Genomic DNA, 24,232 nt, shown 5'->3' with positions numbered 1-24,232 from the left:
CCTTTGGCGGGGCTTTTTGCATCCGCTTGCCGGGCTGGTCGCGCCCGCAGACGGGGGCTGCCAATCGGCGCCATGGCCGTGGCATAATGCGGCAAACCTGATGGAGCATCCCATGCACTTCACTTCAAGACAGACGCTGCTCGACTGGGTCAGGCGTGGACGCCTCGAGCGGGCCAGTCTGCCCGCCGCCCTCGCCCTGTGCGAGCTGCCCCCCGGCCCTGCCCGCTGGCAGTGGCTGTTCGATCGGCTGCTGCTTTGGCTTGGCAGCCTGTGCCTCGGCGCCGGCCTGGTATTCTTCGTCGCCTTCAACTGGCAGGAGCTGGGCCGCCTCTCGCGCCTCGCGCTGCTGGAGCTGCCGCTGCTCGCCATGCTGCTGTTGCTGTGGCGCAAGCCCCTCGCCGACAGCCAGCGCCAGGCGCTACTGCTCGCCATCGCCCTCAACATCGGCGCCCTGCTGGCGCTGGTGGGACAGACCTACCAGACCGGCGCCGATCCCTGGCAGCTGTTCGCCACCTGGGCGCTGATGCTGCTGCCGCTGGCGGCGCTCGGCCAGAGCCCGCTGCTGTGGACCTTGAGCTGGCTGCTCGGCCAGCTCGCGCTGGTGCTCTACTGGCGGCTCGGCCTGTTCAACTTCTTCTTCGCCTTCAACGAGGAGGCCCTCGGCTGGTGCCTGACCCTGTTCAACGCCGCCCTCTGGGGCATACTGCTGCTGGTGCCCGCTCACTACCGGCTGATGCCCTCCTGGCTGGCGGGGCTGGCCGCCGGGTTCGGCGTCACCCTGCTGACCCTGCTGGCGCTGTTCGATGTCGCCTCTCCCTGGGTCTGGCCGGCCTGGCTCGGTTGGCTGGCGGCCGCCTACCTGCGCTGGCACCACAGATTCATCGCCGGGCTCGCCATGGGCTGCCTGAGCCTCATCGTGGTGCTGCTGACGGCGCTCGGCAAATGGATGGAGCCGGACGTGGACGGCTTCCTGCTGCTCTGCCTCATCGCCATCGGCCTGTCGGTGGCTGCCAGCCGCTGGCTGCAACAACAACGGAGGCCCCATGAGTGATCTGACTCCCTGGCAGCGACTGCAACGGGCCCAGCTGGTGGAAGGGGATGCCCCCCGTGACGACCAGCCCCACTGGTCGAGCCGCTTTCTGCTCGGCATGGTGGGCTGGATTGCCGCCCTGTTCCTGCTGTTCTTCCTGTTCATGTCGTTCTCCCAGCTCACCCGGGATGCCGACAGCGCCCTGCTGATGGGCGTCGTGCTGATGGTCATCGCCTTTTGCCTCAACCGCTTCGCCACCCGCAGCGATCTGTGGGATCAGTTCGTGCTGGCGCTGGCGCTGGCCGGCGACGCCTGGCTGCTCTACGGCCTGCTCGATCGGCTGGATCTGCACTCGGCCCCGCTCTGGTTCGGCCTCGCCCTGCTGTCGCTGGCCATCGCCGCCCTGTTCGAGCACTGGCTGATCCGGCTGTTTCACAGCTTCGCCGCCGCCATCCTGCTCACCCTTGCCCTCGCCTGCCTCGGCCTGCAACTGCTGGCCCTGCCGCTGGTGATGACGGCGGTGGCCCTCTGCTGGCTGCAGGCCGAGCGCGATCCACTGCGCCATCAGCTCTATGAATCCCTCACCCTGGGGCTGGCGCTCTCCCTGCTGGTGCTGGGGCGCCTGCACCACCCGCTGTGGGACGGCGGCGCCAGCATGCTCGACGAGCTGGGCCACTCCCGCCTGCCGCTCTGGCTCAACCCGCTGCTCTGCGCCGCTCTGCTGCTGAGGCTGATGGTCAGGCTGAAACTGCCGCTGCTGTACGGGCTGCCGCTGGTGCTGATCAGCGCCCTCATCCCCGGCATGGGAGCCGGCGCCCTGGTGCTGGTGCTCGGCTTTTATGCCGGCAGCGTCGGTCTGATGACCCTGGCCGGCCTGCTGCTGGTCGGCTTCGGCTCCCTCTATTACTACGATCTGGGGCTGACCCTGATGACCAAATCCTGGCTGCTGCTGGGCTCGGGCGCCCTGCTGCTCGGCGCCCGCCAGCTGCTCAAACGGCTGAGCCTGCGGAGCCCCTCATGAGACGACTCGCCCTGCTGCTGACCGGTATCACCATTCTGGCGGCCATCAACGTCACCGTCTGGCGCTACGAACGCGCCATGAGCAGCGGCGAGGTGGTGCTGCTGCGCCTCGCCCCGGTCGACCCGCGCTCCCTGATGCAGGGGGATTACATGCGCCTCAACTACGAGCTGGCCCGCCAGCTCGGCAACCGGCAACAAGATGAGGCCCCTGCCGACACCCTGGTGATCCGCCTCGACGAGCAGCAGGTTGCCAGCTGGGTAGAAGGGGGCAAGCCGGATCAGCTGGCCCGTGATGAGCGGCGGCTGCAGGTGCGCCGCAGCGACGGCCAGTGGCTCATCGGCCCCGACGCCTACTTCTTCGAAGAGGGCACCGGCGAGCAGTACGAGGCGGCGCGCTACGGCGAATTTCGCCTGCAGGAGAGCGGCAAGGCGCTCTTGGTAGGGCTTCGCGATGAGCAGCTGAAACCGGTGGGAAATACCAGAGCGCGCTGGTAACTACTGGCAATATCAGGCTTTTTTGCCCACACTAGGGCAAGATGGATCGCCCGCGCTACGCCAAGGAATGCCCATGAGGATAAGGTTTTGCGGTTGCCTGCTGCTGTTGTCATGCCTTGGCACGGCGCAGGCCGAGCTCGGCAAGCTGGAGTACCTGACCGAGGAGTATCCCCCCTACAACTTCACCGACCAGACCGGTCAGCCCGGCGGGCTGGCGGTGGAGCTGCTGCTGCTGATCTGGCAGCGCACCCAGACCCCCGCCCAGCCCATTCGCATCCTGCCCTGGGCGCGGGGTTACTACCTGCTGACCCAGAAACCCAACGTGGTGCTCTTCTCCACCGCCCGCACCGATACCCGCGACCCCCTGTTCAAGTGGGTATGCCCCATCGGTTACTCCGAGTACGTGCTGCTGGCCCACAAGCGCCGCCCCCTCACCCTCAGCGCGGTCGAGCAGATCAACGACTACCGCATCAGCGCCGTGCGCGCCGATGCCTCCGAACAGCTGCTGCTCAACCGTGGCATGGACGAGAGCCGCATCATCTCCGCCAACCGGCTGAGCCAGGCGCTGAAGATGCTGGTGTCGGGTCGCGCCGATCTGCTGGCCACCGGCAAGCTGGCAGGCTATGACGCCATCAAGGCGCTGCAGCTCGATGCCAATGACTTCACGGTGGCCTTCGTGCTGGATGCCGAGGAGCTCTGCTACGCCTTCAGTCGCCAGGTGGACGACAGCGTCATCAAGCAGTTCCAGCGCGCCCTCACCCAGGCGCTCGCCTCTTCGGAATATCAAGAGCTGCGGCTCAAATACCTGCCCGCCCCCTGAGCCAGGGCAAGTACCTCTCGCCAGCAGTGCGCGGCGAGTGGCGATTTGGCGGGCTTTGATAACACTTGAGAATGACGCTACACCCCACCAGGATGGCCAACATGAAAAAATGGATTGGATTCGCCGCACTCGCGTTTGTCACCCTCGCCCAGGCCAGCCCGGAGCTTGGCAAGCTGCACTACCTCACCGAAGAGTACAAACCCTACAACTTCTCCAACGAATCCGGCGCCCCCACCGGGCTCGCCGTCGAGCTGCTGCAGCAGGTATGGCAGAAGACCAACACCCCGCAGCAGCCCATCACCATCATGCCCTGGGCACGGGGTTATTACTTGCTGACCCAGAAACCCAACGTGGTGCTCTTCTCCACCGCCCGCACCGAGGCGCGGGATCCGCTGTTCAAGTGGGCCTGTCCCATCGGCTATGCCGAAATCGTGCTGATGGGGCTGGCCAAGAGCCCGGTCAACATCGCCAAGCTGGAAGATGCCGAAAAGTACAACATAGGGGCGGTGCGGGCCGACGTGGGGGAGCAGCTGCTGCTCAACAACGGCTTTGACGAGCAGAAGATCATGACCGCCAACCGCCTGCCCCAGGCGCTCAAGATGCTCACCTCGGGCCGGGTCGATCTCATCTCTACCAACAAGACCACCATGCTGGATCTGATCGCCTCCCAGCAGCTGGATCCCGCCCAGTTCAAGGTGTTCTGGATGCTGAGCTCGGAGCAGTTCTGCTTCGCCTTCAGCCACCCGGTGAGCGACGAGCTGGTCAAGGAGTTCCAGAGCGGCCTGACCCAGGTGCTGGCCAGCAGCGAGTTCCAGCAGATCCAGGCCAAGTACTTCCCCGCCCGCTGAGGGGCGGCATGAAAAAGGGGCCCACCGTGGCCCCTTTTGTTTGCCTGTTTTCGCCTGCGCAGTCAGCTCGGCCGACGGCGCTGGCGCTTGACCTCGTACATGCAGGCATCGGCCAGCCTCAGCGCCTCGTCCACCGTGCTGCTGGCCGGATCGATGGCCACCACCCCCACGCTGGCGCCGGGATAGTGCAGCAGACCGGCGGGCACCTCGAGCTGCACCAGGCTCGCCTCGAACAGCCGGCGCTGAAAGCCCTGCACCGCCGCCTCCCGCGTCTCTTCGCCGCACTGTGGCCCCATCCCCACCGCCACGAACTCGTCGCCCCCCACTCGCGCCAGCAGATCGCTGCCGCGCAGCACGGTTGACAGCGCCCCGGCCACCCGCTGCAACAGCAGGTCGCCGGTGTCGTGGCCATGGGTGTCGTTGATGGCCTTGAAGCCGTCGAGATCGATAAAGCCGAGCAGCAGCGGATGCTCGACCCGCTCCGCCAGTGAAAACAGCCGGTTGAGCTCGTGCATCAGCGCCCGCCGGTTGGGCAGCCCGGTCAGCGGATCGCTCAGCGCCTGGCGCGACAGCTCGTGGTTGGCCTGCTGCAACTGCTGCAGCAGCTGTTCGCGCTCCACCTGTTCGGCGATCAATCGGGCAAAGAAGGCGATCAGGTGATCCGAGCCCGCCGTCAGCGGCTTTTGCTCGGCACTGGCGGCGCACAGGGTGCCATAGAGGGAGCCCGAAGGGGTCTGCACCGGGCAGCTCAGGTAGGTACGAATGCCAAGGGCCCGCGCCGCCTGGGAATCTCCCCAGCAACTCGCCACATCCTCGGTGTAGAAGCGCCCTTCGTCGAGGGCCCGCCGGCAGAGGGCATCGCCCCACTGCACCGAGCCCCCTTCGGGGATCTGCAAGGTGGCGGCGTTGCGGGCAAAGCGGATATGTTGGGTGTCGTGACCAAGGTCGATTTCGGTCAGATAGGTGGATTCAAGCCCGGTGACCGTCTCGAGCATCTCCAGCAGCGGGCGGGTCAGGCTCTCCAGATCCCGCGCCCCGGTCACTTGCAGCGACAACGCCTGCAATATTCTGTCCATGCACACCTCCCTGCTTGCATGTCTATTCCTGAAACGATAGCCAACCTCGGGGGCCCTTCACAAGCCACGCGCCCCCGCCGTGGCACAATTTTTGCGGTTTTGGCGGCCTTTGTCGTCGAACGAACCTCGATTGTCCGACAACGCGCTCCGTTTGCAGCCAACGCAAAGTCGGCCAAATCTGAGCCGTGGTGAGCGCCCCTGTCAAAGGAAGCGGCGCCTGTCGTGCGGCATTATTGGCTGCGGCGGCTTGGCGGTGGCACGAATGCTGTCGAAGATTGGGTCCATGATGGCCCCAGGTGCTCATCGCCTTTGTCGGTGGCGCTGTCCCGCTTTGCTCATCACTGCGCCCGGCGCTCTGCTTGTCTGCTTATCAGCCAGACGCGGCGCTCATCTTCCATCACACCCCGGCCACGGGTCAACCGCCGGTTGCCACTTTGCAGCAAAGGAGAAAAACCATTTAATTCTGATAGTTGCATCACTAATTTCATGGATTTGGATGGCCCCGCCGAGGCGGGTTCCGTAAGATGACCATCGGCCCCTGTTGGCCCCGAGTATTCATGGATGGTCAAGGGCGCAAGGTGGCGGCGACAGTCAGGGGCGGCAGCGTCTCTGGCGGATAGCGCGCGGACTGTGAGCCAGCCGCCTTGTTTGGCCCAACGCCCGATACGGCTTGGCGCTATTCGGGTTATTTCACCCGCATCAGGCGATGGCGGATGTCACCCAGCTCGACCTGGATCACCTGGGAGCGCTGCATGGCATCGACCCGCTGCAGCATGTCGGCGCTGTACTGCTTGCGCCGCATCCACTGCATGGGCTCCTCGAAGCTGCCTTCGTTGACGATAAAGGTATCCGTGTAGGTGTCGTTCACTATGCTGACCACCCAGATGCGCTGCTGAAACTCCGAGAGCTCGGCAAAGAGCGCGGCGCCACGGGTTGCGAGCCAGCGCCCTGCCCGAGTGATCTTGTTTTTACTGCCAACGAGCCGGTTTGCCATAACTGATAAGGGTTGGATAAAGGACGGTTGGGCATCCTAGCATTCCAGAGGATGGGGCACCAAGCAGCGGGAGGGTCACCTCTCCCACCACGGGATGAGGCGCAGGGTGCAATCAGCCTGTGGGGTCGATTAGCAAAGCGTAATCGTCCGCGGCAACCATCCCCTCTCCCCTTGTGGGAGAGAGGTAGGGTGCCAATAAGCGAAGCGCATTGCACCAGGGAACGATCCCCTCGCCCCTTGGGGGATAGGGCTTGGGATCAATGGGTGGGGTCGAGTAGGGTCGATTAGCGGAGCGTAATCGTCCGCGGTAACCGTCCCCTCTCCCCTTGTGGGAGAGGGTTAGGGTGAGGGGGGCTAACGTCATTCCCCGACGGAATGTCGCCCAACGCCTGAATGGCATGGCTTCGTCGTGCAGGACACGAGGACTCCGTCCTCGATGGGGTTTCGCCGCCGCTGCGCGGCTTGGCGAGTGACTTTGGAAAGACCCAAAGTCACCAAAGGTCTAGTCCCCCACTTGTTCGCCCTCCTGCGTCGGGTTCCCTCGGTTCAGGCAAAAGGTCTGGCGGAACGACGCAGACGGTACATCCCTGAACCTCCTGCGTCTGCGCCGTCGTCCATGACGGCGCTCCTGACCTTGTGCCCTTACCTCGGCGAACAACAGGGGGCAACACCCAACCCGTAACCCCAAGACCAATTAACAGCGTCGGTCTATGTCTATTCGAGACCGTGATCGGGAGAATAGTTATCTCTCACCCGATATAATTCCATTATCGGGAATTCCATTACATTAATGGCCCGATAGCTATCATCCACATCCATAAAAAATTCTTTATATAAGGAAATCATTGATGAGCAGCTCTGAAGGTAAACCAGAGTCAAAATTCGATCTATTTATCAAGAAGGCCACACCTGTTTTTTTACTAGGCCACATATATCTATTTTATTTGATGTTCACATACAATATGTCTACATATGCGGTCCAGATACATATTATGAACTATCTCTTTATTATATTCTGGCCATTAATAAACATTGTTGCCGAATTAGCTTTATTAGTTACCATGCGCTGGAGGTATTTTTCCATCAATACAATATTTTGTGTCATAGCTATCTTGTCATCTATGTATTTACCTCTCTATCTTAGATAGCAAAATGTAGAGAATATTGGTGAAGCATTATTGTACATCCAAATGGTACTACGTAGCTGGGGGAGTGACTTTGGAAAAACCCGAGCTCTTTGGCAAATAACATCGAAGGTCTTCTCCCCCACCTGCTAGTCTTCCTTCATCGAAAGCACCGGTTCACCCGTTTTCCACACGGTCAGCATCGACTTGAATATATTTAAATCTAACAACAACGAGGTTTTATGAAGTATCTATTCACTTTTATCTTTCCATTATTTTTAAATAATGCACTTGCTGAAGAACCGAGTCAAGAAAATATCACTGCTAAGGTGATTAGCGAGGCTACTGGTGATTTGGATAAAGATGGCATCGATGAAAAAGTCATTGTTCTGGACACCGGGTTGGACGGTGAAATAGGAACACAAAGAACACTTCTTATATATAAAAAGAAGCAAGATAAGTGGGCCTTATGGCACTCTTCGCAAGGCCCCCTACTAGATAGCGCCCATGGTGGCATGATGGGGGATCCATTCATGAGTATTGAAATACAACGAGGGGCTATCGTCATTGAGCATTTTGGTGGTAGCCGTCAAAAATGGAGTTACATTCATAGATATCGCTTTAATAATAAATCATGGTATCTAATTGGTGCCACAATAAATTATGGAGCGCCATGCGAAGGGTTCTTTGAGTTCGACTTCAATGTAACGACTGGCAAAGCCACTTATAAAACATATCAAGATGGTTGTGCGGACGAAGATATTTCACCAAGTTTTAAAACTGAACAGAGAGATATCTCTATACCCGTTACTAAGCCTATTGAAATGGATGGATTCTACCCAGGTTCGAACAAACTGAACATAAAAGAAATTGGAAAAGAAATTTATTACTAGCCTATCCCTAGAACATTGCCGATCAACTCCTTGACTGCAATCCGAGGAAAATATAAAAGACAGATTGCAGACTGTGTGACTAACTGCATTCTCGATGGGGTTTCGTCGCCGCTGCGCGGCTTGGCGAGTGACTTTTCTTTGCTTGGCCAAAAAAGTCACTAATCGAGCGGCCACCCCCGCTTGTTCTCCCTACTGCGTAGGGCTCCCTCGGTTCACCCATTTGTCCCACGGCATGCGCCGATGGACTATCCCTTGCCCAACGGCGCTCGCTGGGTGTCCTAGAAAAATAAGCTACGATCGGGAGAAAAGTTATTTCTACTCACCCTCGACCGCTAACAAGTAAAAACAAAGTTCTCACACCAATACAACAGAGCAGAACCCCTTAGATGAAGGGGTCAAGCAGAAAGTACTGATGCAATTGAAAGTCAACTTAATTGTTACTCCCCGTAAAATTCTAAGAGTGAATAAAGAATTTATTCAATGCTTTTCAAGGAAGATATAATATGTCTGTACTATATTTAGAAAAGAATTTAAATTTACTATCAACATGCCTATCAACAGCATTCAAATTTGGAGTATTTACAGGGGGCTCATGTGTTATTTTATATTCTTTAAGAATTGGACACTTCCCTCAAGATTTATCTCTTGGGGATGGCATACTGTTTTTAATGGCTGCAGCTTGCTTTGGAATAGTCTATATTTTCTTTACAATAAGTTTAATTTCCCTTGGAATGTTAATATCTCCACTAATTAAAATAATTACAAAGCTAGCCATCAAACTATCATCTATTTTTCGTAAAAAGCCTTTTCGACAACGATTTGAACTTGCACCAATTGAATGGCCATTCATATTCTTATCGATCTTCGCAATATTCTTCATTTTCATTCTAGGTGGCAATGAACCAACCGCATACTGGAATTTACCATTAGTATCTATCACTCTCTATCTATTGTATTCAGCATATCAATCGAATGGTTCAAAACTTAATAAGCTCATATCATTAGAAAGCGCAGCGATTCATACAAATGAAAAAGATAAAATACATGAAATAGGGTGTCCAAATAATATCAGAAAAAATCAAATGCTAATAATTACCGCTATGTTCGCGATTCCACTATTAATTGGAGGCGTTTCTGGACAGCTACTTGATGCAGCAATGCGAGCAGCTCACGTACGCGTAGATAATTCTATTGTATATGTCAAAGAGCCTTACTCATCACTTATTCCAGCTCACTTTGAAATAGCCTCTGACGGTATTCCAGATGGATATAAAAAATTCAAAGGAATTTTAATATCGTTTAAAGGATTTGGGAAAACCACTGTTATCAACTTTACAGAAAATAAAAAAACAAGGCAACTTGAAATACCTAATGAAAGCTTAATCGCTGAAGAACTATAAAATAATAGTTTTGAAGTAAGATATTCCATTCAATATTTTTCACCCCAGCGGTCAGAGTCGACTAACTGAGAGGCATGCCATGGTAGTAGTTCAATACATACTAAAAAACGTTAAGCTTTAATATTCTTAGACATCGCAAAAAAACCGCAGCCGAAGGGCTGCGGTTTTTTATTAGGTCAACCTGTTGGCACCAGGCGCCAACAGGACAACCGGCCTTAGGCACGGCGCCAGCTGGTCTTGCCGGCGCTGTCTTCCAGCACGATGCCCATCTCGGTGAGACGGTTGCGGGCGGCATCGGCCGCGGCCCAGTTCTTGTCGGCACGGGCCTGATTGCGCTGGGCGATCAGTTGCTCGATTTCGGCAACCTCTTCATCCGCTTCATCCCCCTTCAAGAAAGCATCCGGATCCTGTTGCAAGATGCCGAGCACGGCGCCCAGCTCGCGCAGGCGGGCGCCCAGCGCGGCAGCAACGGCCATGTCTTCACCCTTCTGGCGGTTGATCTCGCGCACCAGGTCGAACAGCGCGGAGTAGGCTTCCGGGGTGTTGAAGTCGTCGTCCATGGCTTCCTTGAAGCGGGCCACCTGCTCATCACCACCGGCAGCGGCAGCCGCCGGCAGGTCGCGCAGGGCGGTGTACATGCGCTCCAGCGCGGCGCGGGCTTGCTTGAGGTTATCTTCCGAGTAGTTGAGCTGGCTGCGGTAGTGGCCAGACATCAGGAAGTAACGGACGGTTTCGGCGTCGTAGTGAGCCAAGACGTCGCGGATGGTGAAGAAGTTGCCAAGGGATTTGGACATCTTCTCTTTATCCACCATCACCATGCCGCTGTGCATCCAGGTGTTGACATAGTCGCCACCGTGGGCGCAGCAGGACTGGGCGATCTCGTTCTCGTGGTGCGGGAACTGCAGATCGGAGCCGCCGCCGTGGATGTCGAAGTGGTTGCCAAGGTGCTTGGAGTTCATGGCAGAGCACTCGATGTGCCAGCCAGGACGGCCCGGGCCCCAGGGGCTGTCCCAGGTCGGCTCGCCGGGCTTGGACATCTTCCACAGCACGAAGTCGAGCGGATTGCGCTTGGCATCCACCACGTCGACGCGAGCGCCGGCCTGCAGCTGTTCCAGATCCTGGCCGGAGAGCTTGCCGTAGTCGGCGTAGGAGTCGACGATGAACATCACATCGCCGTTGTCCGCCACGTAGGCGTGCTCTTTATCCAGCAGGGATTGCACCAGCTCGATGATCTCGCCGATGTGCTGGGTGGCGCGCGGTTCGACGTCCGGGCGCACCATGCCGAGGGCATCGAAGTCGGCGTGCATGTCGCCGATCAGGCGCTCGGTCAGATCGTCACAGGTGACGCCGGTTTCGGCGGCGCGCTTGATGATCTTGTCGTCCACGTCGGTGACGTTGCGCACGTAGTTGAGCTGATAGCCGCTGTAGCGCAGGTAACGGGCCACCACGTCGAAGGCGACGAAGGTGCGGCCGTGGCCGATATGACAGTGATCGTAGATAGTGACGCCACACACATACATGCCCACCTTGCCCGGGTGGATAGGTTTGAATTCTTCTTTTTGACGAGTGAGTGTGTTGTATATCTTCAGCATCTTATGACCACTGCCTGTGAGTAAAATGGCCTGCCATTCTACCCGCATCGCGCGTAGAAAACGAGGCAGAAAACGTGCCGGATCAGGCGCACCATCTATGCCGCAGGGCCCTGATGGGCTAGAATTGCCACCACTTTATGCCATACACCTGCGGGCACCTGGTCGCCCGCATCAAATGAAAGGACATATCATGGTCACTCTGCACACCAATCACGGCGACATCACCCTCACCCTGAACGCTGAAAAAGCCCCGGAAACCGTGGCCAACTTCCTGCAATACTGCCGTGACGGTCACTACGACAACACCATCTTCCACCGCGTCATCGACGGCTTCATGATCCAGGGCGGCGGCTATGCCCCGGGCTTCGAAGAGAAAGACACCCGCGCCCCCATCAAGAACGAAGCGGCCAACGGCCTGTCCAACAAGGTCGGCACCATCGCCATGGCCCGCACCATGGAGCCGCACTCTGCCAGCGCCCAGTTCTTCATCAACGTGAACAACAACGACTTCCTCGACTTCAAATCCGCCACCACCCAGGGCTTCGGCTACTGCGTGTTCGGTGAAGTGACCGCCGGCATGGACGTGGTCAACAAGATCAAAGGCGTCAAGACCGGCAACTACGGCCGCATCCACCAGGACGTGCCGACCGAAGACGTCGTGATCACCAAGGTGACCCTTGCCGAGTGATCTCTGCCTTCTGCGAGATGAACTGACTGCGGCCCCGGCCGCAGTTTTTCCATCTGCGAAGGCCGGCCCCATCGACTGGCGCCGTCTCGATTACCTGGCCCACGGCAACCCGCGCCAACGCTCGGCCCATGCCCTGCTCACTGCCGGGGTGTGGGATGCGCTGGCAGCGCAGTGCAGCGATCTGGCGCTGGTGAGCACGGTCGCCATCGGGCTCGACAGGCCCGGCAGCGATCTCGACATCGTCTGCCGCCACCCGGAGCCAGCCACGTTTGCAGCGGCGCTGGCCGCCCAAGGCTGGCGGGTTGCGCAAAAGGGCGCTGACATCTGGCTCGCCGAGCAGACCGTCACCGGCGCCGATGGCCACCCTTGGCTCCTTGAGCTCTACCTCACCCCAGAACCCCTCGAGCGCCTCAACGGCTGGCGCCACCTCAGCCTGATGGCCGCCCTGCTTGAGCGCTTCGGCGCGGCGTTTTATCACCAAGTGCTGCGCCTGCGCCTTGATGAAGGGCTCAAAGGAGAGGCGGCCATGTGCCGTTTGCTGGGCCTTGCCGGCGACCCGTATGCCGCGCTGCTCACCCTGGAGGGCAGCGAGCTTGCCTCACTGGTGTGGCAGCCGGAGGCGATGGGCCCCCACTGCACTGCTAACTCCAATACCAGTTCCACTTCCACTTCCAGCCACCTCAACAGGGCCCAGCGCACTTTCTCATGAGCACCCTCTTTATCAGCGACATTCACCTGTGTGCCCAGCGGCCCGACATGACCGCCACCCTGGTGCGCTTTCTGGCGCACGACGCCCCCGGCGCCGATGCCCTCTACGTGTTGGGCGATCTGTTTGAATTCTGGATTGGCGACGATGATCCCAATCCCCTCCACGGCGAGGTGGCCGACGCCTTTGCGGCCCTGAGCCAGCAGGGGGTGCCCCTCTACTTCATTCATGGCAACCGCGACTTCTTGCTGGGCCAGGCCTTTGCCAAGCGCGCCGGCATGACATTGCTGGGGGATCCCTGCGTCATCGAGCTCTACGGCGAGCGGGTGGTGCTGAGCCACGGCGATCTGCTCTGCACTCTGGATGAGGGCTACCAGAAGTTTCGCCGCATCACCCAGCTCAAATGGCTGCGCTGGCTGTTCCTGCGCCTGCCGCTCGCACGCCGCCAGGCCATCGCCCACAAGATGCGTGGCCAGAGCCAGATGGAAAATGCCCACAAGAGCCAGACCATTATGGACGTGACCCCGGCGGCGGTGGACGAGATGCTGCGCCAGCACGACTGCCGGATGATGATCCACGGCCACACCCACAGACCCGCCATCCACGACTTCAACCTCGACGGCGCGCCAGCCCGGCGTATCGTGCTGGGGGACTGGTTCGAGCAGGGCTCGGTGCTGGTCTGTCGCCCCGGCGAGCAGCGCCTCGAGCAGCGCGCGCTGATCTGACCAAGCAGGCTGGCAGCAATAAAAAAGGCGGGAAGATCCCGCCTTTTGTTTGCCTGCTATCTACCTACGCAGCGGCTACACACCAGCTACATCACCGTCATCTGCCCCGCGTAGAGGATGAAGTAGCGCAGCAGCAATATCCCCACCAGGCTCAGGCTGCAGATAAGCACCAGCCGGGCCGGTTGATGGGCCTTGGCCGAACTGCCCGCCAGCCCCAGCAGCTGGGGCAACAGGATCCCCAGCCCGATGACCCCGAACCAGAACACCTGGGACCAGAAGCCGCCACCGATGGCCGCCCACATGGCCGCTTCCCGCTGGCCGCCACCAAAGTAGAGGCCGGTGAAGAAGCAGAGCAGCAGGAACAACTCGATGGCGACGATGGGCCGCTCGAAGCGGTGCACGAAGCTCACCCCCTGGCTGTGGCCATCCTCCCGAAACAGGGTGACAGCCAGCAAGATGGTGGAGGCCACCCCCGAGCTGATGCCGGAGACCAGAAACAGCGCCGGCAGGATCGGGTTGTTGAGCATGGGGTAGGTCTTGAGGGCTGAGAGCAGAAAGCCGGTGTAGGCCCCCAGCAGCACGGCCAGCAGCAACAGCAGCGGCGCCAGCAGCCGCTCGAAACGGGCGAGCCAGCCGATCAACCCATCCACAAAGGCGAGCCTGTCCACCAGCAGCCGTCGGCGCAGGGCCTCGATCTCGGCTCTGAACACCACCGCCAGCCAGGCAAACAGCACCGCCATGTAGATCTGGAACAGCATGACCCCCATCGACATCACGGAGTCGAACTGGTAGTGGAACATCAGCTTCCAGAAGGTCCAGGGACGGGCCAGGTGGAAGATGAGGATAAGCAGCCCCAACACGACGCTCACCGGCGCCAGAATGGCGGTCGCCTTGATGATGCCGCTTTCGCTGCCGGCCCCCTGCCGGCGCAGCAGCACCGAGAGGGTGGCCGAGCCTGCCGAGATACCGAGCAGGAACAGGTAAATGGCGATGGGGCCATCCCACACCAGCGAGTCGAAGTGAAACGCATCATGCCACATGGTGCCTCCCTCCCGTCAGCCGGTCTGCGTCATACAGATGAGATGGGATCATGACTTCACCTCCCCTTTCGGCACCCGGTACATCTTGGGCGAAGTACCGAGGAACTGCTTGTAGCGATAGGTGGTCTCCTGCACCAGCTGTTTGGCGATAGGGCTGTTGGGATCGTCCAGATTGCCGAACACCAGCGCCTTGGTCGGGCAGGCTTCCACACAGGCGGGTTGCTTGCCCGCCGCCAGATTGGTCTTGCGGCAGAAGTCGCACTTGTCAGCAACCCGGGTGACCGGGTTGATGAAGCGCACCTGATAGGGGCAGGCGGCCAGGCAATAGCGACAGCCGACGCAGAGGTCGGGGTTGATGTCGACGATGCCATCCTCCGCTCGGATGTGGGAGGCGCCGGTCGGGCAGACGTGCACGCAGGGGGCGTTGTCGCAGTGCTGGCAGGATTTGCGAAAGAAGCGGTACTCCTGCGCCGGATACTCTCCCACCGGGCCGCTGCGCAGGATCTGCAGACGGGCCACCCCTGCCGGCACCTGGTTCACCTCGCGGCAGGCGTCCATGCAGGCGGTGCAGCCGATGCAGGCCGTCTCGTCGTGGATCATGCCGTAGCGCACGCCCTTGATGGTCATGCTGTTGGCCAGGGCGCGCGGCGCCCCCGTCAGCAGGATCAGGGCGCCAGCGCTCATGCCCACCATGAAGTCGCGGCGGGTCGTGCTCATGCGCCCTCCTTGACGGCACCGCCGAGACCTGCCTCGTGCTGCTTGCGGTGACAGTCGACGCACAGCTTGATGCGCGACTTCTCGGGGATCCCCACCATGGGCTCCTTGGCCGGGTGCAGCTGGTGACAGCTGGTGCAGCTCACCCGGGTGGCGTGCACATCGTGGGCCCACAGCGCCTTGCGCAGATCGTCCGGCTCATGGCAGCTCATGCAGACCCCATTCTGCTGGCTCAGCGGGAAGGCGTCATTGCCAAAGCGCATCACATCGACCATGCCGCCGCGCTGTTTACGGTGATCGGCCGACGCATTGCCGTGGCAGTTGGTGCAGGTGACCTGCTCCCCCGTGTTGGGGTTGGTGACCTGGCCATGCTTGCCATGCATCCCCTCCTCCCCGTCGTGGCACTTCTCACACTTGGCGAAACGGGCTGCGGCCTTCTTGGCGGCGGCTTTCTTTTTTTCCGCCTTGGCCTGCCGTTCGGCCAGGGTGGGTTGCGCTGCCTGGTCGGCACTGGATGTGGCACTCGGCGCCGCTGGCGTGACATCGGCTGCCTGCGCGCTGGCCAGCGCCAGCTGACCCGCTCCCAGAGCGAGGGAGGCGAGCAGCAGCCACTTGATGATCTTTTTCATAGGAAACTCCGAAACGGTGGCACCCGAAGGGTGCCGTCTGCCCGCCTGGCAACAAAAAGGAGCTGGTGACAGCTCCTTTGACGGTCATGAACACGAGACCACACCCCGCCAGAAGCGGGGTGGCTGCGTCAGCGGGAGGGGCAGCGACGTTACTGCTGGCTGGCGTAGTACTCGGCCAGCGCCTTGAGGTCGGCATCGCTCATGGCGATGATGGCCTTGTTCATCTTCTCGTCGTTGCTGCGCTTGCCGGCCTTGAACTCCTGCAGGGAGGTCAGCAGATAGCCCTTGGGCTGGCCGGCGAGGATGGAGGCCTCGTCTTCGGCCACCGAGCCGCCTTCGGAGTGGCACTTCTTGCAGCCGGAGTCGTCGTGCAGTTTCTGCCCCGCCTTGGCCAGCGCCGCATCGAACGGCTGCTTCATCGGCTTGTAGGGCAGTTCGGCATAGTGCGCCGCCAACTCGTCGATCTGCTCGTCGCTAAGGCCCTTAACAATGTCGGTCATGTTCCCCTTCTTGCTGGTATCACCGGTGACATGATTAACGGTCTTGGCCGGCCGGCCGTCCAGGTAGGTGCGCATCTGCTCGGCAAGATTTGATTCTGCCAGCCCTGCAATAGTCGGAATATCGTTCTGGGTGCTGATCCCCTGATTTCCATGACATGAGTTACATGTATCCACTAATGAGTCCAGGCTGGCATGTGCGGTGCCAATAGAGCCCAAAAGCAACGACAGTCCCAGTATTTCCAGCTTCACACTGCGTTTCATTTCTTATCCCTCTTCCAGAAAAGGTCTATAAACCCCAGTAAAAACAGACATTTTTATACTCAAGGTTGATTTTCGATCCGTTTTTGAGACTTAGATCAACGCTGTCTAATATATAAACCTTACAATTAAGATGGAAATGATTTATACCGTATTTAGTCCTCTTTTGACCCTTAAGTGGTATCTTTTTGGGAATTTTTTGAGCTGGCTCATATATGGAACAATAAGTCCGATAAAAAAGGATAAAACAATGAAATACTGGAAAGTATTGGTGGCTGCAGCAATGGTGTTCACCCTCTCCTCCTGTGGGGGCGGCGGTGATGGCAATGACCAGACGGATCCACCTCCCCCTCCTCCGGGAACCCCAGATTCGCTGGTGATCTCGGCCTCCACCCCACAACTTGGCGAGAGCGGTCAGCTCTCGGTGCAATTCAAGGTAACCGACAAGCAAGGCAAGGGTTATGAGCTGGGAACCACCCTTCCCTCCTTCACCCTGGCCAAGGTGATCCCCGGCCGCGACGCCAAACGGGAAGACCCTGTCATCTGGAAGAGCTTCATCTACAGCACCAAGAACAACCGCCCCACCGGCGAGAACGGCGGCAAGCTGGAAGCCCTTGGCAATGGCCAGTACCGCTACACCTTCTCCTTCAATGCCACCACGGTGCGCGACCCTTATCCGAGCGATTCGCAGGACAACAACGGCTTGATCCGCTGGGATGAGGCAGCGACCCACCGCCTCGGCATCTACTTTGGCGGCAGCAACGGCATTCCGGTCACCGACTACGTGCTGGACTGGGTACCGGCCGGCACGCCGCCGCTGCTGACCCGCGACATCCTGGAGCAGCAGAGCTGCGACAGCTGCCACATGAAGCAGCCTATTCACCACAGCAACCGGGCCGATCCCAAGCTCTGCGTCACCTGCCACAACGAGAGCGTGCCCGGCAGCGGGCGGGGCGATCTGACCACCCTGGTGCACAAGCTGCACGGCAACCTGGATGCGACCGCCACCAAGCTGGTGAGCCACTTCCCGCAGGATCCGCGTAACTGCGACACCTGCCACAAGGGCGTCACCCCGACCACCCCGGATGCCAACAACTGGCAGCACGCCCAGGAGAAACCCTGCGGCGCCTGCCACGCGGACTCCACCACGGCGACCGGCTACGTCAGCCACATCAACGGCAAGATCACCAGCGGCACCCTCTGTACCCAGTGCCACGCCGAGACACCCGGCAACACCAAGTCCCCCAGCAGCGTGCACATGGGCTACCTCGCCAACGAGGCCGCCGGTCGCGACAAGCTGGTGTTCAAGTTTGACGACGTGCGCTACGCCGCGCCCAACATCGAGGTGGAGCTGACCGTGACTGCCAACGGTACGCCAGTCGAGACCATGGACGGGGTGCTCAAGTACATCAAGTACGGCGATCTGGCCAAGGCTCCCTACGTGCTGGTCAACTGGGATCAGGGCAGCGGCTTCGAGCTGGGCTACACCAACCCGCAGACCTTCGTCGCCGGCAACAAGATTGACTTCACCAAGTGCGAAAGCCAGGGCGGCGGCAGCTTCCTGTGCCGTAAAGAGGTGGGTAACGAGGTGACCGGCACCTTGGCGGCCACGGTCGCCGAACTGCAGGTGTGCGTGGCCCGCAAGGCGGATCGCAACGGTGCCTTCGCCGCCGGGGATCTGCTCCCCTGCAGCAGCACCGCCAGCGCCCTCTCCTACGTGGCCATCAACCCGGTCAAGGCCTACTTCCGGGTCGAGGGCGGGGTCGACGGCAGCTATGTGCTCAAGGCAGGCGCGGATCTGGCCTCCTGCAACGGCTGTCACAAGGATCTGGCAGTCCACACCGAGGGCAACGCGGGCTCGGCTCACGCCTCCAAGGACTTCGCCCAGTGCACCAGCTGTCACAACGCCACCCGCACCTCCTTCTATGCGGGTGTGCCGGGGGATCTGAAGTACCACGTGCACTCCTTCCACGCCTTCGGCTCCCATCGCAGCGGTGATGCCACCTTCCCGGGCAAGCTGAACAACTGCGAGTCCTGCCACACCAAGGGTCAGTACAACCTGCCCAACCAGCAGAACGAACGACCCTCGCTGGTGGCGACCACGGCGGACAACAAGCAGCCCAAGTTCTTCAGTCCGACCCTGGTGGTCTGCGCCAGCTGCCACCTCAAGTCGCCGCTGGGGCTGGTCAAGCCGGACAGCCCGGTCGCCGGGGATGAGTGGGCCACCCACATGAAGAACAACGGCGCCATCTTTGGTGCAGAGACGATAGAGGCCGCCACCGGAGTTGAACAGTGCGCGTCCTGCCATGCCGTCGGGCAGGAACAGGGCGTCGACAAGGTTCACAAGGTGTATGACTTCCGTTGAGACCACCAGGCCGGGGGGATGCCTCCCCCCGCCCCTTTGCCGTTGAAGGACACGATATGAAAAGAATCACCCCGCAGTGGCTCCTGGCGGGTTTGCTGGCACTCGGTTGCCTGCCGGTCTGGGCCAAGAGCGATGCCCAGCCGGCGGCCGATGCCGATCCGCGCCTGCAGGTCGAGGCCACCCTCGACCAGAAATTCGACCAGGGCAAATACTCCCCCAAGGGGGCCGATACCTGCCTCAAGTGCCACGATGCCGACTCGCGCAAGCCCGCCACCGGCATCTTCCACAATGTGCACGGCAACCTCGGCAACCAGAACGGACCGATAGCCGACAAGCAGTGTGAAGCCTGCCACGGCCCCGCCGGCAACCACCCGCGCAATCCCCGCAAGGGGCAGAAGCGGGAACCCATGATCACCTTCGGTCCCGACTCGCCGGTCCCGGTGGAGAAGCAGAACAGCGTCTGCCTCTCCTGCCACACCGATACCCAGCGGATGGGCTGGCATGCCAGTGCTCACGCGGTGGAGGATGTTTCCTGCACCAGCTGCCACAGCCTGCACCAGGCCAAGGATCCGGTGATGGACAGCAAGCTGCAGGTGGAGACCTGTACCAGCTGCCACGCCCAGCAAAAAGCCGATCTGCACAAGCGCACCAGCCACCCCATTCTCAATGGCGAGCTGCCCTGCTCCAGCTGTCACAACCCGCATCAGTCGCAGAACGAGGCCAGCCTCAAGCAGCCCAGCCTCAACGAGAGCTGCTACGAGTGCCACGCCGAGAAACGGGGCCCCTTCCTGTGGGAACACGAACCGGTGACCGAGGATTGCTCCCTCTGCCACAGCCCGCACGGTTCCATAAACCAGGCGCTGCTCAACAAGCGGGTGCCCCAGCTGTGCCAGGAGTGCCACAGCGTGCCCCATGCCAACGTCTCCATCCCCGAGGGGGATCTCAAGGTACGTGGCGGCAGTTGCCTGAACTGTCATAACCAGATCCACGGGACCAACCATCCCAACGGTCAATCACTGCGGCGCTGAGGAGAGAAGTCATGAAATACTCAACACTTTGGCTCTCCCTGTTGGCGGTCTGCTCGGCCCAGGCGGCCGAGGAGCCGCTGGCAGTCGGGGATTACGCCCTGCAGCAGAGCAAACCGGCCAAAACCGAACGCTGGAGCTGCAAGTCCTGCGAGCGCGATGAGGGCTGGTTTGGCGAGGTGGGGCTGGGTGCCGGCTATGCCAACGACGATGGCGCCACCCGCTTTCGCAACTGGGTTCCCAGCCAGCAGGACAGCGGCATGCTCGGCATCTTCAACGCCGACCTGCAATACCGGGGGGAAGGCTCCCGCTACGGCAGCCTGGAGGTGAAAAACCTCGGCATGGAGCGCTTCAGCCTGACAACCGAACAGGGCCACTACGACGGCATGCGCGCCCGGCTGGGCTACTCGGAGTCCCCCTTCTACTGGAACAGCCACGGCCGCAGCGTCTATCAGCCGGGCGAGAGCCCGCTGACCCAGGGGTCGCTGGCCGAGTTCGACAAGGAGGTGGTGCGCAAGAAACTGACCGCCGGGCTCGCTTATACCCCGAAAAGCCCGTGGCGCCCCTACGCCGATTTTTCTCATGAGAAAAAAGAGGCCACCCTCGCCTACTACCAGGCGAGCGTGCCCGGCATCGGCAGCGGGCCAGGCCTTTTGCCCAAGCCCATCGACGGCAGCTCGACCACCCTGGTCAAGAGCGGCGTCAGCTACCTGGGAGAAGGTTGGCTGGTCGATCTCGCCTACAACGGCTCCCTCTACCGTACCGATGACACGGCGCTCTACTATGGCAGCGTTGCCGATCCTTACGCCAACGAGCGCGCCTACGAGCCGGACAACAACTTCCACCAGCTGAGCCTATCCGGCCAGTACAACTGGGACCGGCAGAGCCTGACCGGCCGCGTGCTCACCAGCCAGGCCACCTCCAACGGCAGCCTGACCGCGTTTCGCAACGCCCCCATCAGCCAAGATGACTTCCACGGCGAGGTAAGCACCCTGCAGGCCGACGCCAAGTGGGTGGGTCGCTTTGGCCGGGATCTCACCCTGCGCGCCGGCGGCGAGTATCGGGACCGCAAGGACAAGTCCGATGAATACGCGGTGGTCGGCAAGCAGCGCGGCAAGAGCGATCGCACCCGCAGCAAGGCGGATCTGGCGGCCGACTACCGGCTCAGCCGCTCGGTCAAGCTCACCACCGGCTATCAGTACAAGGCCGATCAGCGCGAACAGGCCGACCGGCAGGACACCGATGAGCACACCCTGTTCCTCAAGGGGCGCTACCGCCCGGCCGGGGCGCTGCAACTGGGCGGCAAGCTCGCCTGGAGCACCCGCGACGGCTCGGACTGGCGCCACGACAGCGCCGGTGGCAACGGCAGCCCGACCCTGCGCCAGTTCTATCTGGCGGACAGGGACAGGGTCGAACTCAGGGGGGATCTCGGCTATCAGTTCAGCGAGGGAATGGATGCCCGCCTCGAAGGGTGGTGGGCCAGAGATGATTACAAGGAGCCGGACATAGGGCGCAGCGAGGGCAAGGATTATGGCATCGACCTGAGCCTCAACCAGCAGTTCGACGACAACCTGAGCGGCCACCTGTTCAGCAACCTGCAATGGATCACCTCCAGCCAGAACCACGCCTACACTGGTGCACCTGACTGGGATCCCTACAGCACGGCGGTGCGCGACGAGATCACCACCCTCGGGCTCGGGCTCACCCAGAAGAAGGCGTTTGACCGGGATCTCGAGCTCGGGCTCGATTACAGCTTCGCCTATGGCCGCGGCAAAACCGACGCCAGCAAGGGCTATGACTACCCGGATCTCACCAGCAAGCAGCACCGGCTGGAAGGCTACGCCCTCTATCAGCTCACCAAGCAGCATTCGCTGCGCTGGGATGTGCGCTACGAATACTTCCAGGACGTGGATTACCTCTACACCGGCGAAGAGCGCAACCTCGGCAACCTGAACCAGGACTACAACGGCTACTTCACCGCCGTCTCCTGGCTCTACAAGTTCTAAAAGCGCGATTGCGCGCCGGATAAGGGCTGACACCCTGGGTTGTCAGCCCAACAATAAAGAAGGGAGCCCAGGCTCCCCTCTTTTATCATCTCGTCTTCGTTCTCTAAATTACCCTCAGCACCCTGTCGCCATCCACCTGTCGGGCTCGACACGGAATCAGCCGGTATAGGTCGGCTCCAGCGCATAGTGCTTGAAGCAGGCCTCCAGCTGGCTACGCGCCTGCGGTGCCACCTCGATGAACTCCAGCCCGTATACCTCGCCCTCTTCCGCCTGACGGGACCACATCACCCTAGCCTTGATCGCCAGCGGCGTCTGGTTGCGATACAGATCGATGGAGGGCTTGGGGGTGTAGATCTTGAGCTCCACCTCGGCGCGCTTGTCCAGAGCCAGGGGTTGTACCGTGCGCAGCCGCAGGCCGGTGACGCTGAAATCCTCGGTGATCGACTCGTGGAACCCGCCCCCGGCCTGTACCTTCACCATCATGTGCTGGTACATGCGCGGCGCCCGGCGCAACTCGTGCTCGCTGCGATCTGCCCCGCTCTCGGCCTCGAAGCGGAACTGCTCCATGATGTCGCGCAGCTGGCTCGACTCCTGGTAGAGGGTGCGGCTGATGATCCCGGTGGTCTGCACCTTCTCGGTGTTCTCCGCGAGCGCATGCAGCAGGTCGTGCAGATGGGCATTGAGCGAGGAGAGCTTGCCCATCTGCTCGTCGCTGGTGCCGCGGATCTGATCCGCCGCGCCGACGCTGCGCTCGATCTCCGTCATCAGGCCGTTGATGGACTGGCTCGCCTCGTGCGCCTTGTCCATGGTCAGGTGAGTACGGGCGATGACGCTCTTCACCGAGGACTCATTCTCGCCGATGAGCCGGCTCAGGGTCGTGACGATCTCGTTGATCTCCTTGGTGGCCTGACCGGCATTGTTGGCCAGCTTGCGCACCTCGTCGGCCACCACCGCAAAGCCGCGGCCATACTCCCCGGCCCGGGCCGCCTCGATGGCGGCGTTGAGGGCCAGCAGGTTGGTCTGCTCGGTGATGGCGGTGATGGACTGGGTGATCACCTGAATGCGCTGGCTCGCCTCGCTCAGCTGGCGGGTCTTCTGCTCCGCCTGTTGCGCCTCGGTCACGGCGTGGCGCATCTCTTCGATGTTTTCACTCATCACCCGGGTGCTGCGATGGGCACTCTGATAGGCAAGCTCGGCCTGCTGCCCCACCTGGCTTGCCAGGCCGGAGACCGCCTCGGCGGCGCAGGAGAGATCATTGCTGGCGCGGGTCACTTCCGCCGAGTGGTGCTGCTCCAGCTGGGAAGCGTCGGTGATGGTTCTCGAGATATCGGAGATCTGATAGGAGGACTGGGCCAGCTGCCGGGTCCGCAGGTCTATCTGGCGCATGTGGCGACTGAGCTGCGCCGCCATCAGCCGCATGGCTCCGAGCACGCTGTGATTGTCTGCCGAACGTGTCTGGATGGTGACGGTGAGGTTGCCCGCCGCAATCTCGGCGGCCACCCGCGCGGCATAATCCGGCTCGCCGCCCAGGGTGCGCATCAGGTGACGGTACTGGATGAAATAGGCCAGCACCACGAACAGCAGGGAGACCAGCCCGGCGACCAGCCCCATCAGCAGGGCCAGCGCCTTGGCCTCGTCACGGCTGGCGACGGCACGGGTGATCCTGCTGTCCAGCTGATGATCAATACGCTCAAGCCGCTCGTTGATGTTTATCACCATCTGATCAAAGCCACCCTGGCTGCTCATCATCAGGTTGCCCGCCGCCTGGCCCTGGCGACTGTAGGTATCCACCATGACAACCCCTTTCTCATACAGCCCCTTGACCGTCTCCTGCATCGGCAGCAGCTCGTCGCTCAAGTCCGGCAGGCTGCGCATCAGGGTATTGAGATTCTGCAAGGCGGTATCGCGGAACGTGGTGGCCTCGGCGAGGCTCTCTTCTGTGTTGCCAGTCACCGCCGCATCTGTGATGAACTGCTGGATCTGCACCAGGTCATAACGTGTCTCCTTGAAGATGAGGTGAGCCTGATTGAAGCGCTCGACCTTCTCCTGTGCACGCAGCTGGGCCTGGCTGCTCCAAAAGGAGACGATGGATGCCACGATCAGCGGCACCGCCACCAGGATCCCCCCCAGGATCATCATCCGTTTGACCGAATGCCTTCCTCGGGGCGCATGCGACACCGCATGTGCCTCGGTCTGGTCGAAGGCGGTGTCCTGTAAGAGTCCTTGTGCAGTAGCCATGGCATCACCTCATCCTGGTAGCAGAGCGTCATTGGGCCATCGCAGC

The 24,232-nt window shown here is 60.6% G+C and carries 22 protein-coding genes; 13 read left to right on the top strand and 9 right to left on the bottom strand.

Features of this window, described 5'->3' with window-relative positions; all coding sequences use genetic code 11:
• Positions 1-112: 112 nt before the first annotated feature.
• From OKC44_RS06260 to OKC44_RS06240, 5 genes are all read left to right on the top strand, one after another.
• Positions 113-1,051 carry a DUF2157 domain-containing protein gene (locus tag OKC44_RS06260; RefSeq protein WP_024945953.1) on the top strand — a complete coding sequence of 313 codons (939 nt, stop codon included), beginning with the start codon at positions 113-115 and terminating at the stop codon, positions 1,049-1,051.
• Positions 1,044-2,051: a DUF4401 domain-containing protein gene (locus OKC44_RS06255; protein ID WP_236766711.1), complete on the top strand. Its 1,008-nt coding sequence runs from the start codon at positions 1,044-1,046 to the stop codon at positions 2,049-2,051. Before OKC44_RS06260 ends, OKC44_RS06255 begins: the two co-directional genes overlap by 8 nt.
• The gene (locus OKC44_RS06250) at positions 2,048-2,545 is read left to right on the top strand and encodes a GDYXXLXY domain-containing protein (protein WP_045527357.1); all 498 of its coding nucleotides are present in this window, start codon (positions 2,048-2,050) and stop codon (positions 2,543-2,545) included. Before OKC44_RS06255 ends, OKC44_RS06250 begins: the two co-directional genes overlap by 4 nt.
• Positions 2,546-2,618: 73 nt before the next feature.
• Positions 2,619-3,365: a substrate-binding periplasmic protein gene (locus tag OKC44_RS06245; protein WP_236766710.1), complete on the top strand. Its 747-nt coding sequence runs from the start codon at positions 2,619-2,621 to the stop codon at positions 3,363-3,365.
• Between the two features lie 101 nt (positions 3,366-3,466).
• Complete coding sequence (locus tag OKC44_RS06240) at positions 3,467-4,213, top strand: substrate-binding periplasmic protein (RefSeq protein ID WP_011706560.1); 747 nt, start codon at positions 3,467-3,469, stop codon at positions 4,211-4,213.
• Positions 4,214-4,275: 62 nt separating this feature from the next.
• Here OKC44_RS06240 and OKC44_RS06235 read toward each other — a convergent pair whose 3' ends face one another.
• The 3 genes from OKC44_RS06235 to OKC44_RS06225 form a co-directional block, all read right to left on the bottom strand.
• On the bottom strand, positions 4,276-5,289 hold the full coding sequence (locus OKC44_RS06235; RefSeq protein WP_042862974.1) for a sensor domain-containing diguanylate cyclase: 1,014 nt from the start codon (positions 5,287-5,289) through the stop codon (positions 4,276-4,278).
• 338 nt (positions 5,290-5,627) lie between these two features.
• Entirely contained in the window at positions 5,628-5,777 is a 150-nt protein-coding gene (locus OKC44_RS06230; protein WP_270811596.1) for a hypothetical protein, read from the bottom strand.
• Between the two features lie 197 nt (positions 5,778-5,974).
• On the bottom strand, positions 5,975-6,283 hold the full coding sequence (locus OKC44_RS06225; protein ID WP_073350809.1) for a hypothetical protein: 309 nt from the start codon (positions 6,281-6,283) through the stop codon (positions 5,975-5,977).
• A gap of 1,366 nt (positions 6,284-7,649) precedes the next feature.
• On the opposite strand from OKC44_RS06225, the gene OKC44_RS06220 reads away from it, so the two are divergent.
• Together OKC44_RS06220 and OKC44_RS06215 are read left to right on the top strand one after the other, a co-directional pair.
• Positions 7,650-8,300 carry a hypothetical protein gene (locus OKC44_RS06220; RefSeq protein WP_236766709.1) on the top strand — a complete coding sequence of 217 codons (651 nt, stop codon included), beginning with the start codon at positions 7,650-7,652 and terminating at the stop codon, positions 8,298-8,300.
• A 503-nt stretch (positions 8,301-8,803) separates the two neighbouring features.
• Positions 8,804-9,700, top strand: coding sequence for a hypothetical protein (locus OKC44_RS06215; RefSeq protein ID WP_270811593.1), 897 nt, complete (start codon positions 8,804-8,806; stop codon positions 9,698-9,700).
• Positions 9,701-9,915: 215 nt separating this feature from the next.
• Here OKC44_RS06215 and cysS read toward each other — a convergent pair whose 3' ends face one another.
• Complete coding sequence (gene cysS, locus OKC44_RS06210; protein ID WP_017782367.1) at positions 9,916-11,292, bottom strand: cysteine--tRNA ligase; 1,377 nt, start codon at positions 11,290-11,292, stop codon at positions 9,916-9,918.
• 190 nt (positions 11,293-11,482) lie between these two features.
• On the opposite strand from cysS, the gene OKC44_RS06205 reads away from it, so the two are divergent.
• Genes OKC44_RS06205 through lpxH form a run of 3 tightly spaced genes read left to right on the top strand, consistent with a single transcriptional unit; the run spans position 11,483 to position 13,411 of the window.
• Positions 11,483-11,980 carry a peptidylprolyl isomerase gene (locus tag OKC44_RS06205; protein ID WP_005302674.1) on the top strand — a complete coding sequence of 166 codons (498 nt, stop codon included), beginning with the start codon at positions 11,483-11,485 and terminating at the stop codon, positions 11,978-11,980.
• A complete protein-coding gene (locus OKC44_RS06200; RefSeq protein ID WP_236766707.1) occupies positions 11,970-12,689 on the top strand; it encodes a DUF4269 domain-containing protein in 720 nt (239 codons plus the stop codon). The genes OKC44_RS06205 and OKC44_RS06200 overlap by 11 nt, the downstream gene beginning before the upstream one ends.
• The gene (gene lpxH, locus OKC44_RS06195) at positions 12,686-13,411 is read left to right on the top strand and encodes a UDP-2,3-diacylglucosamine diphosphatase (RefSeq protein ID WP_236766706.1); all 726 of its coding nucleotides are present in this window, start codon (positions 12,686-12,688) and stop codon (positions 13,409-13,411) included. The genes OKC44_RS06200 and lpxH overlap by 4 nt, the downstream gene beginning before the upstream one ends.
• Positions 13,412-13,497: 86 nt before the next feature.
• On the opposite strand, the gene netD is transcribed toward lpxH, so the two are convergent.
• From netD to pdsA, 4 genes are all read right to left on the bottom strand, one after another.
• Entirely contained in the window at positions 13,498-14,451 is a 954-nt protein-coding gene (netD, locus tag OKC44_RS06190) for an Nrf-like electron transfer protein NetD (RefSeq protein ID WP_236766705.1), read from the bottom strand.
• Positions 14,452-14,499: 48 nt separating this feature from the next.
• Entirely contained in the window at positions 14,500-15,168 is a 669-nt protein-coding gene (gene netC, locus OKC44_RS06185; RefSeq protein ID WP_113994343.1) for an Nrf-like electron transfer protein NetC, read from the bottom strand.
• Positions 15,165-15,794: an Nrf-like electron transfer protein NetB gene (netB, locus tag OKC44_RS06180; protein ID WP_226031508.1), complete on the bottom strand. Its 630-nt coding sequence runs from the start codon at positions 15,792-15,794 to the stop codon at positions 15,165-15,167. Before netB ends, netC begins: the two co-directional genes overlap by 4 nt.
• A gap of 149 nt (positions 15,795-15,943) precedes the next feature.
• Positions 15,944-16,555, bottom strand: a complete 612-nt coding sequence (pdsA, locus tag OKC44_RS06175; protein ID WP_021469996.1) for a periplasmic diheme shuttle PdsA — start codon at positions 16,553-16,555, stop codon at positions 15,944-15,946.
• 247 nt (positions 16,556-16,802) lie between these two features.
• Here pdsA and OKC44_RS06170 point away from each other — a divergent pair, with 247 nt between their 5' ends.
• Genes OKC44_RS06170 through OKC44_RS06160 form a run of 3 tightly spaced genes read left to right on the top strand, consistent with a single transcriptional unit; the run spans position 16,803 to position 21,948 of the window.
• The gene (locus OKC44_RS06170) at positions 16,803-18,917 is read left to right on the top strand and encodes an OmcA/MtrC family decaheme c-type cytochrome (protein ID WP_039214189.1); all 2,115 of its coding nucleotides are present in this window, start codon (positions 16,803-16,805) and stop codon (positions 18,915-18,917) included.
• Positions 18,918-18,973: 56 nt separating this feature from the next.
• The gene (locus OKC44_RS06165; protein ID WP_236766704.1) at positions 18,974-19,945 is read left to right on the top strand and encodes a DmsE family decaheme c-type cytochrome; all 972 of its coding nucleotides are present in this window, start codon (positions 18,974-18,976) and stop codon (positions 19,943-19,945) included.
• Between the two features lie 11 nt (positions 19,946-19,956).
• Entirely contained in the window at positions 19,957-21,948 is a 1,992-nt protein-coding gene (locus tag OKC44_RS06160) for an MtrB/PioB family decaheme-associated outer membrane protein (protein WP_236766703.1), read from the top strand.
• 156 nt (positions 21,949-22,104) lie between these two features.
• On the opposite strand, the gene OKC44_RS06155 is transcribed toward OKC44_RS06160, so the two are convergent.
• A complete protein-coding gene (locus tag OKC44_RS06155; RefSeq protein WP_236766702.1) occupies positions 22,105-24,186 on the bottom strand; it encodes a methyl-accepting chemotaxis protein in 2,082 nt (693 codons plus the stop codon).
• Positions 24,187-24,232: the final 46 nt, after the last annotated feature.

Origin of the sequence: Aeromonas sp. S41-2 (genome assembly GCF_027705845.1) — a bacterium.
GTDB classification, from domain to species: Bacteria; Pseudomonadota; Gammaproteobacteria; order Enterobacterales; family Aeromonadaceae; genus Aeromonas; species Aeromonas hydrophila.
This window is presented reverse-complemented; position numbering and strand designations above follow the sequence as displayed.

Bases quoted from the DNA above. Each gene is read 5' to 3' on its own strand.
- OKC44_RS06260 (WP_024945953.1), top strand. From the start codon at position 113: ATGCACTTCACTTCAAGACAGACGCTGCTCGACTGGGTCAGGCGTGGA.
- OKC44_RS06255 (WP_236766711.1), top strand. From the start codon at position 1,044: ATGAGTGATCTGACTCCCTGGCAGCGACTGCAACGGGCCCAGCTGGTG.
- OKC44_RS06250 (WP_045527357.1), top strand. From the start codon at position 2,048: ATGAGACGACTCGCCCTGCTGCTGACCGGTATCACCATTCTGGCGGCC.
- OKC44_RS06245 (WP_236766710.1), top strand. From the start codon at position 2,619: ATGAGGATAAGGTTTTGCGGTTGCCTGCTGCTGTTGTCATGCCTTGGC.
- OKC44_RS06240 (WP_011706560.1), top strand. From the start codon at position 3,467: ATGAAAAAATGGATTGGATTCGCCGCACTCGCGTTTGTCACCCTCGCC.
- OKC44_RS06235 (WP_042862974.1), bottom strand. From the start codon at position 5,289: ATGGACAGAATATTGCAGGCGTTGTCGCTGCAAGTGACCGGGGCGCGG.
- OKC44_RS06230 (WP_270811596.1), bottom strand. From the start codon at position 5,777: ATGAAATTAGTGATGCAACTATCAGAATTAAATGGTTTTTCTCCTTTG.
- OKC44_RS06225 (WP_073350809.1), bottom strand. From the start codon at position 6,283: ATGGCAAACCGGCTCGTTGGCAGTAAAAACAAGATCACTCGGGCAGGG.
- OKC44_RS06220 (WP_236766709.1), top strand. From the start codon at position 7,650: ATGAAGTATCTATTCACTTTTATCTTTCCATTATTTTTAAATAATGCA.
- OKC44_RS06215 (WP_270811593.1), top strand. From the start codon at position 8,804: ATGTCTGTACTATATTTAGAAAAGAATTTAAATTTACTATCAACATGC.
- cysS (WP_017782367.1), bottom strand. From the start codon at position 11,292: ATGCTGAAGATATACAACACACTCACTCGTCAAAAAGAAGAATTCAAA.
- OKC44_RS06205 (WP_005302674.1), top strand. From the start codon at position 11,483: ATGGTCACTCTGCACACCAATCACGGCGACATCACCCTCACCCTGAAC.
- lpxH (WP_236766706.1), top strand. From the start codon at position 12,686: ATGAGCACCCTCTTTATCAGCGACATTCACCTGTGTGCCCAGCGGCCC.
- netD (WP_236766705.1), bottom strand. From the start codon at position 14,451: ATGTGGCATGATGCGTTTCACTTCGACTCGCTGGTGTGGGATGGCCCC.
- netC (WP_113994343.1), bottom strand. From the start codon at position 15,168: ATGAGCACGACCCGCCGCGACTTCATGGTGGGCATGAGCGCTGGCGCC.
- netB (WP_226031508.1), bottom strand. From the start codon at position 15,794: ATGAAAAAGATCATCAAGTGGCTGCTGCTCGCCTCCCTCGCTCTGGGA.
- pdsA (WP_021469996.1), bottom strand. From the start codon at position 16,555: ATGAAACGCAGTGTGAAGCTGGAAATACTGGGACTGTCGTTGCTTTTG.
- OKC44_RS06170 (WP_039214189.1), top strand. From the start codon at position 16,803: ATGAAATACTGGAAAGTATTGGTGGCTGCAGCAATGGTGTTCACCCTC.
- OKC44_RS06165 (WP_236766704.1), top strand. From the start codon at position 18,974: ATGAAAAGAATCACCCCGCAGTGGCTCCTGGCGGGTTTGCTGGCACTC.
- OKC44_RS06160 (WP_236766703.1), top strand. From the start codon at position 19,957: ATGAAATACTCAACACTTTGGCTCTCCCTGTTGGCGGTCTGCTCGGCC.
- OKC44_RS06155 (WP_236766702.1), bottom strand. From the start codon at position 24,186: ATGGCTACTGCACAAGGACTCTTACAGGACACCGCCTTCGACCAGACC.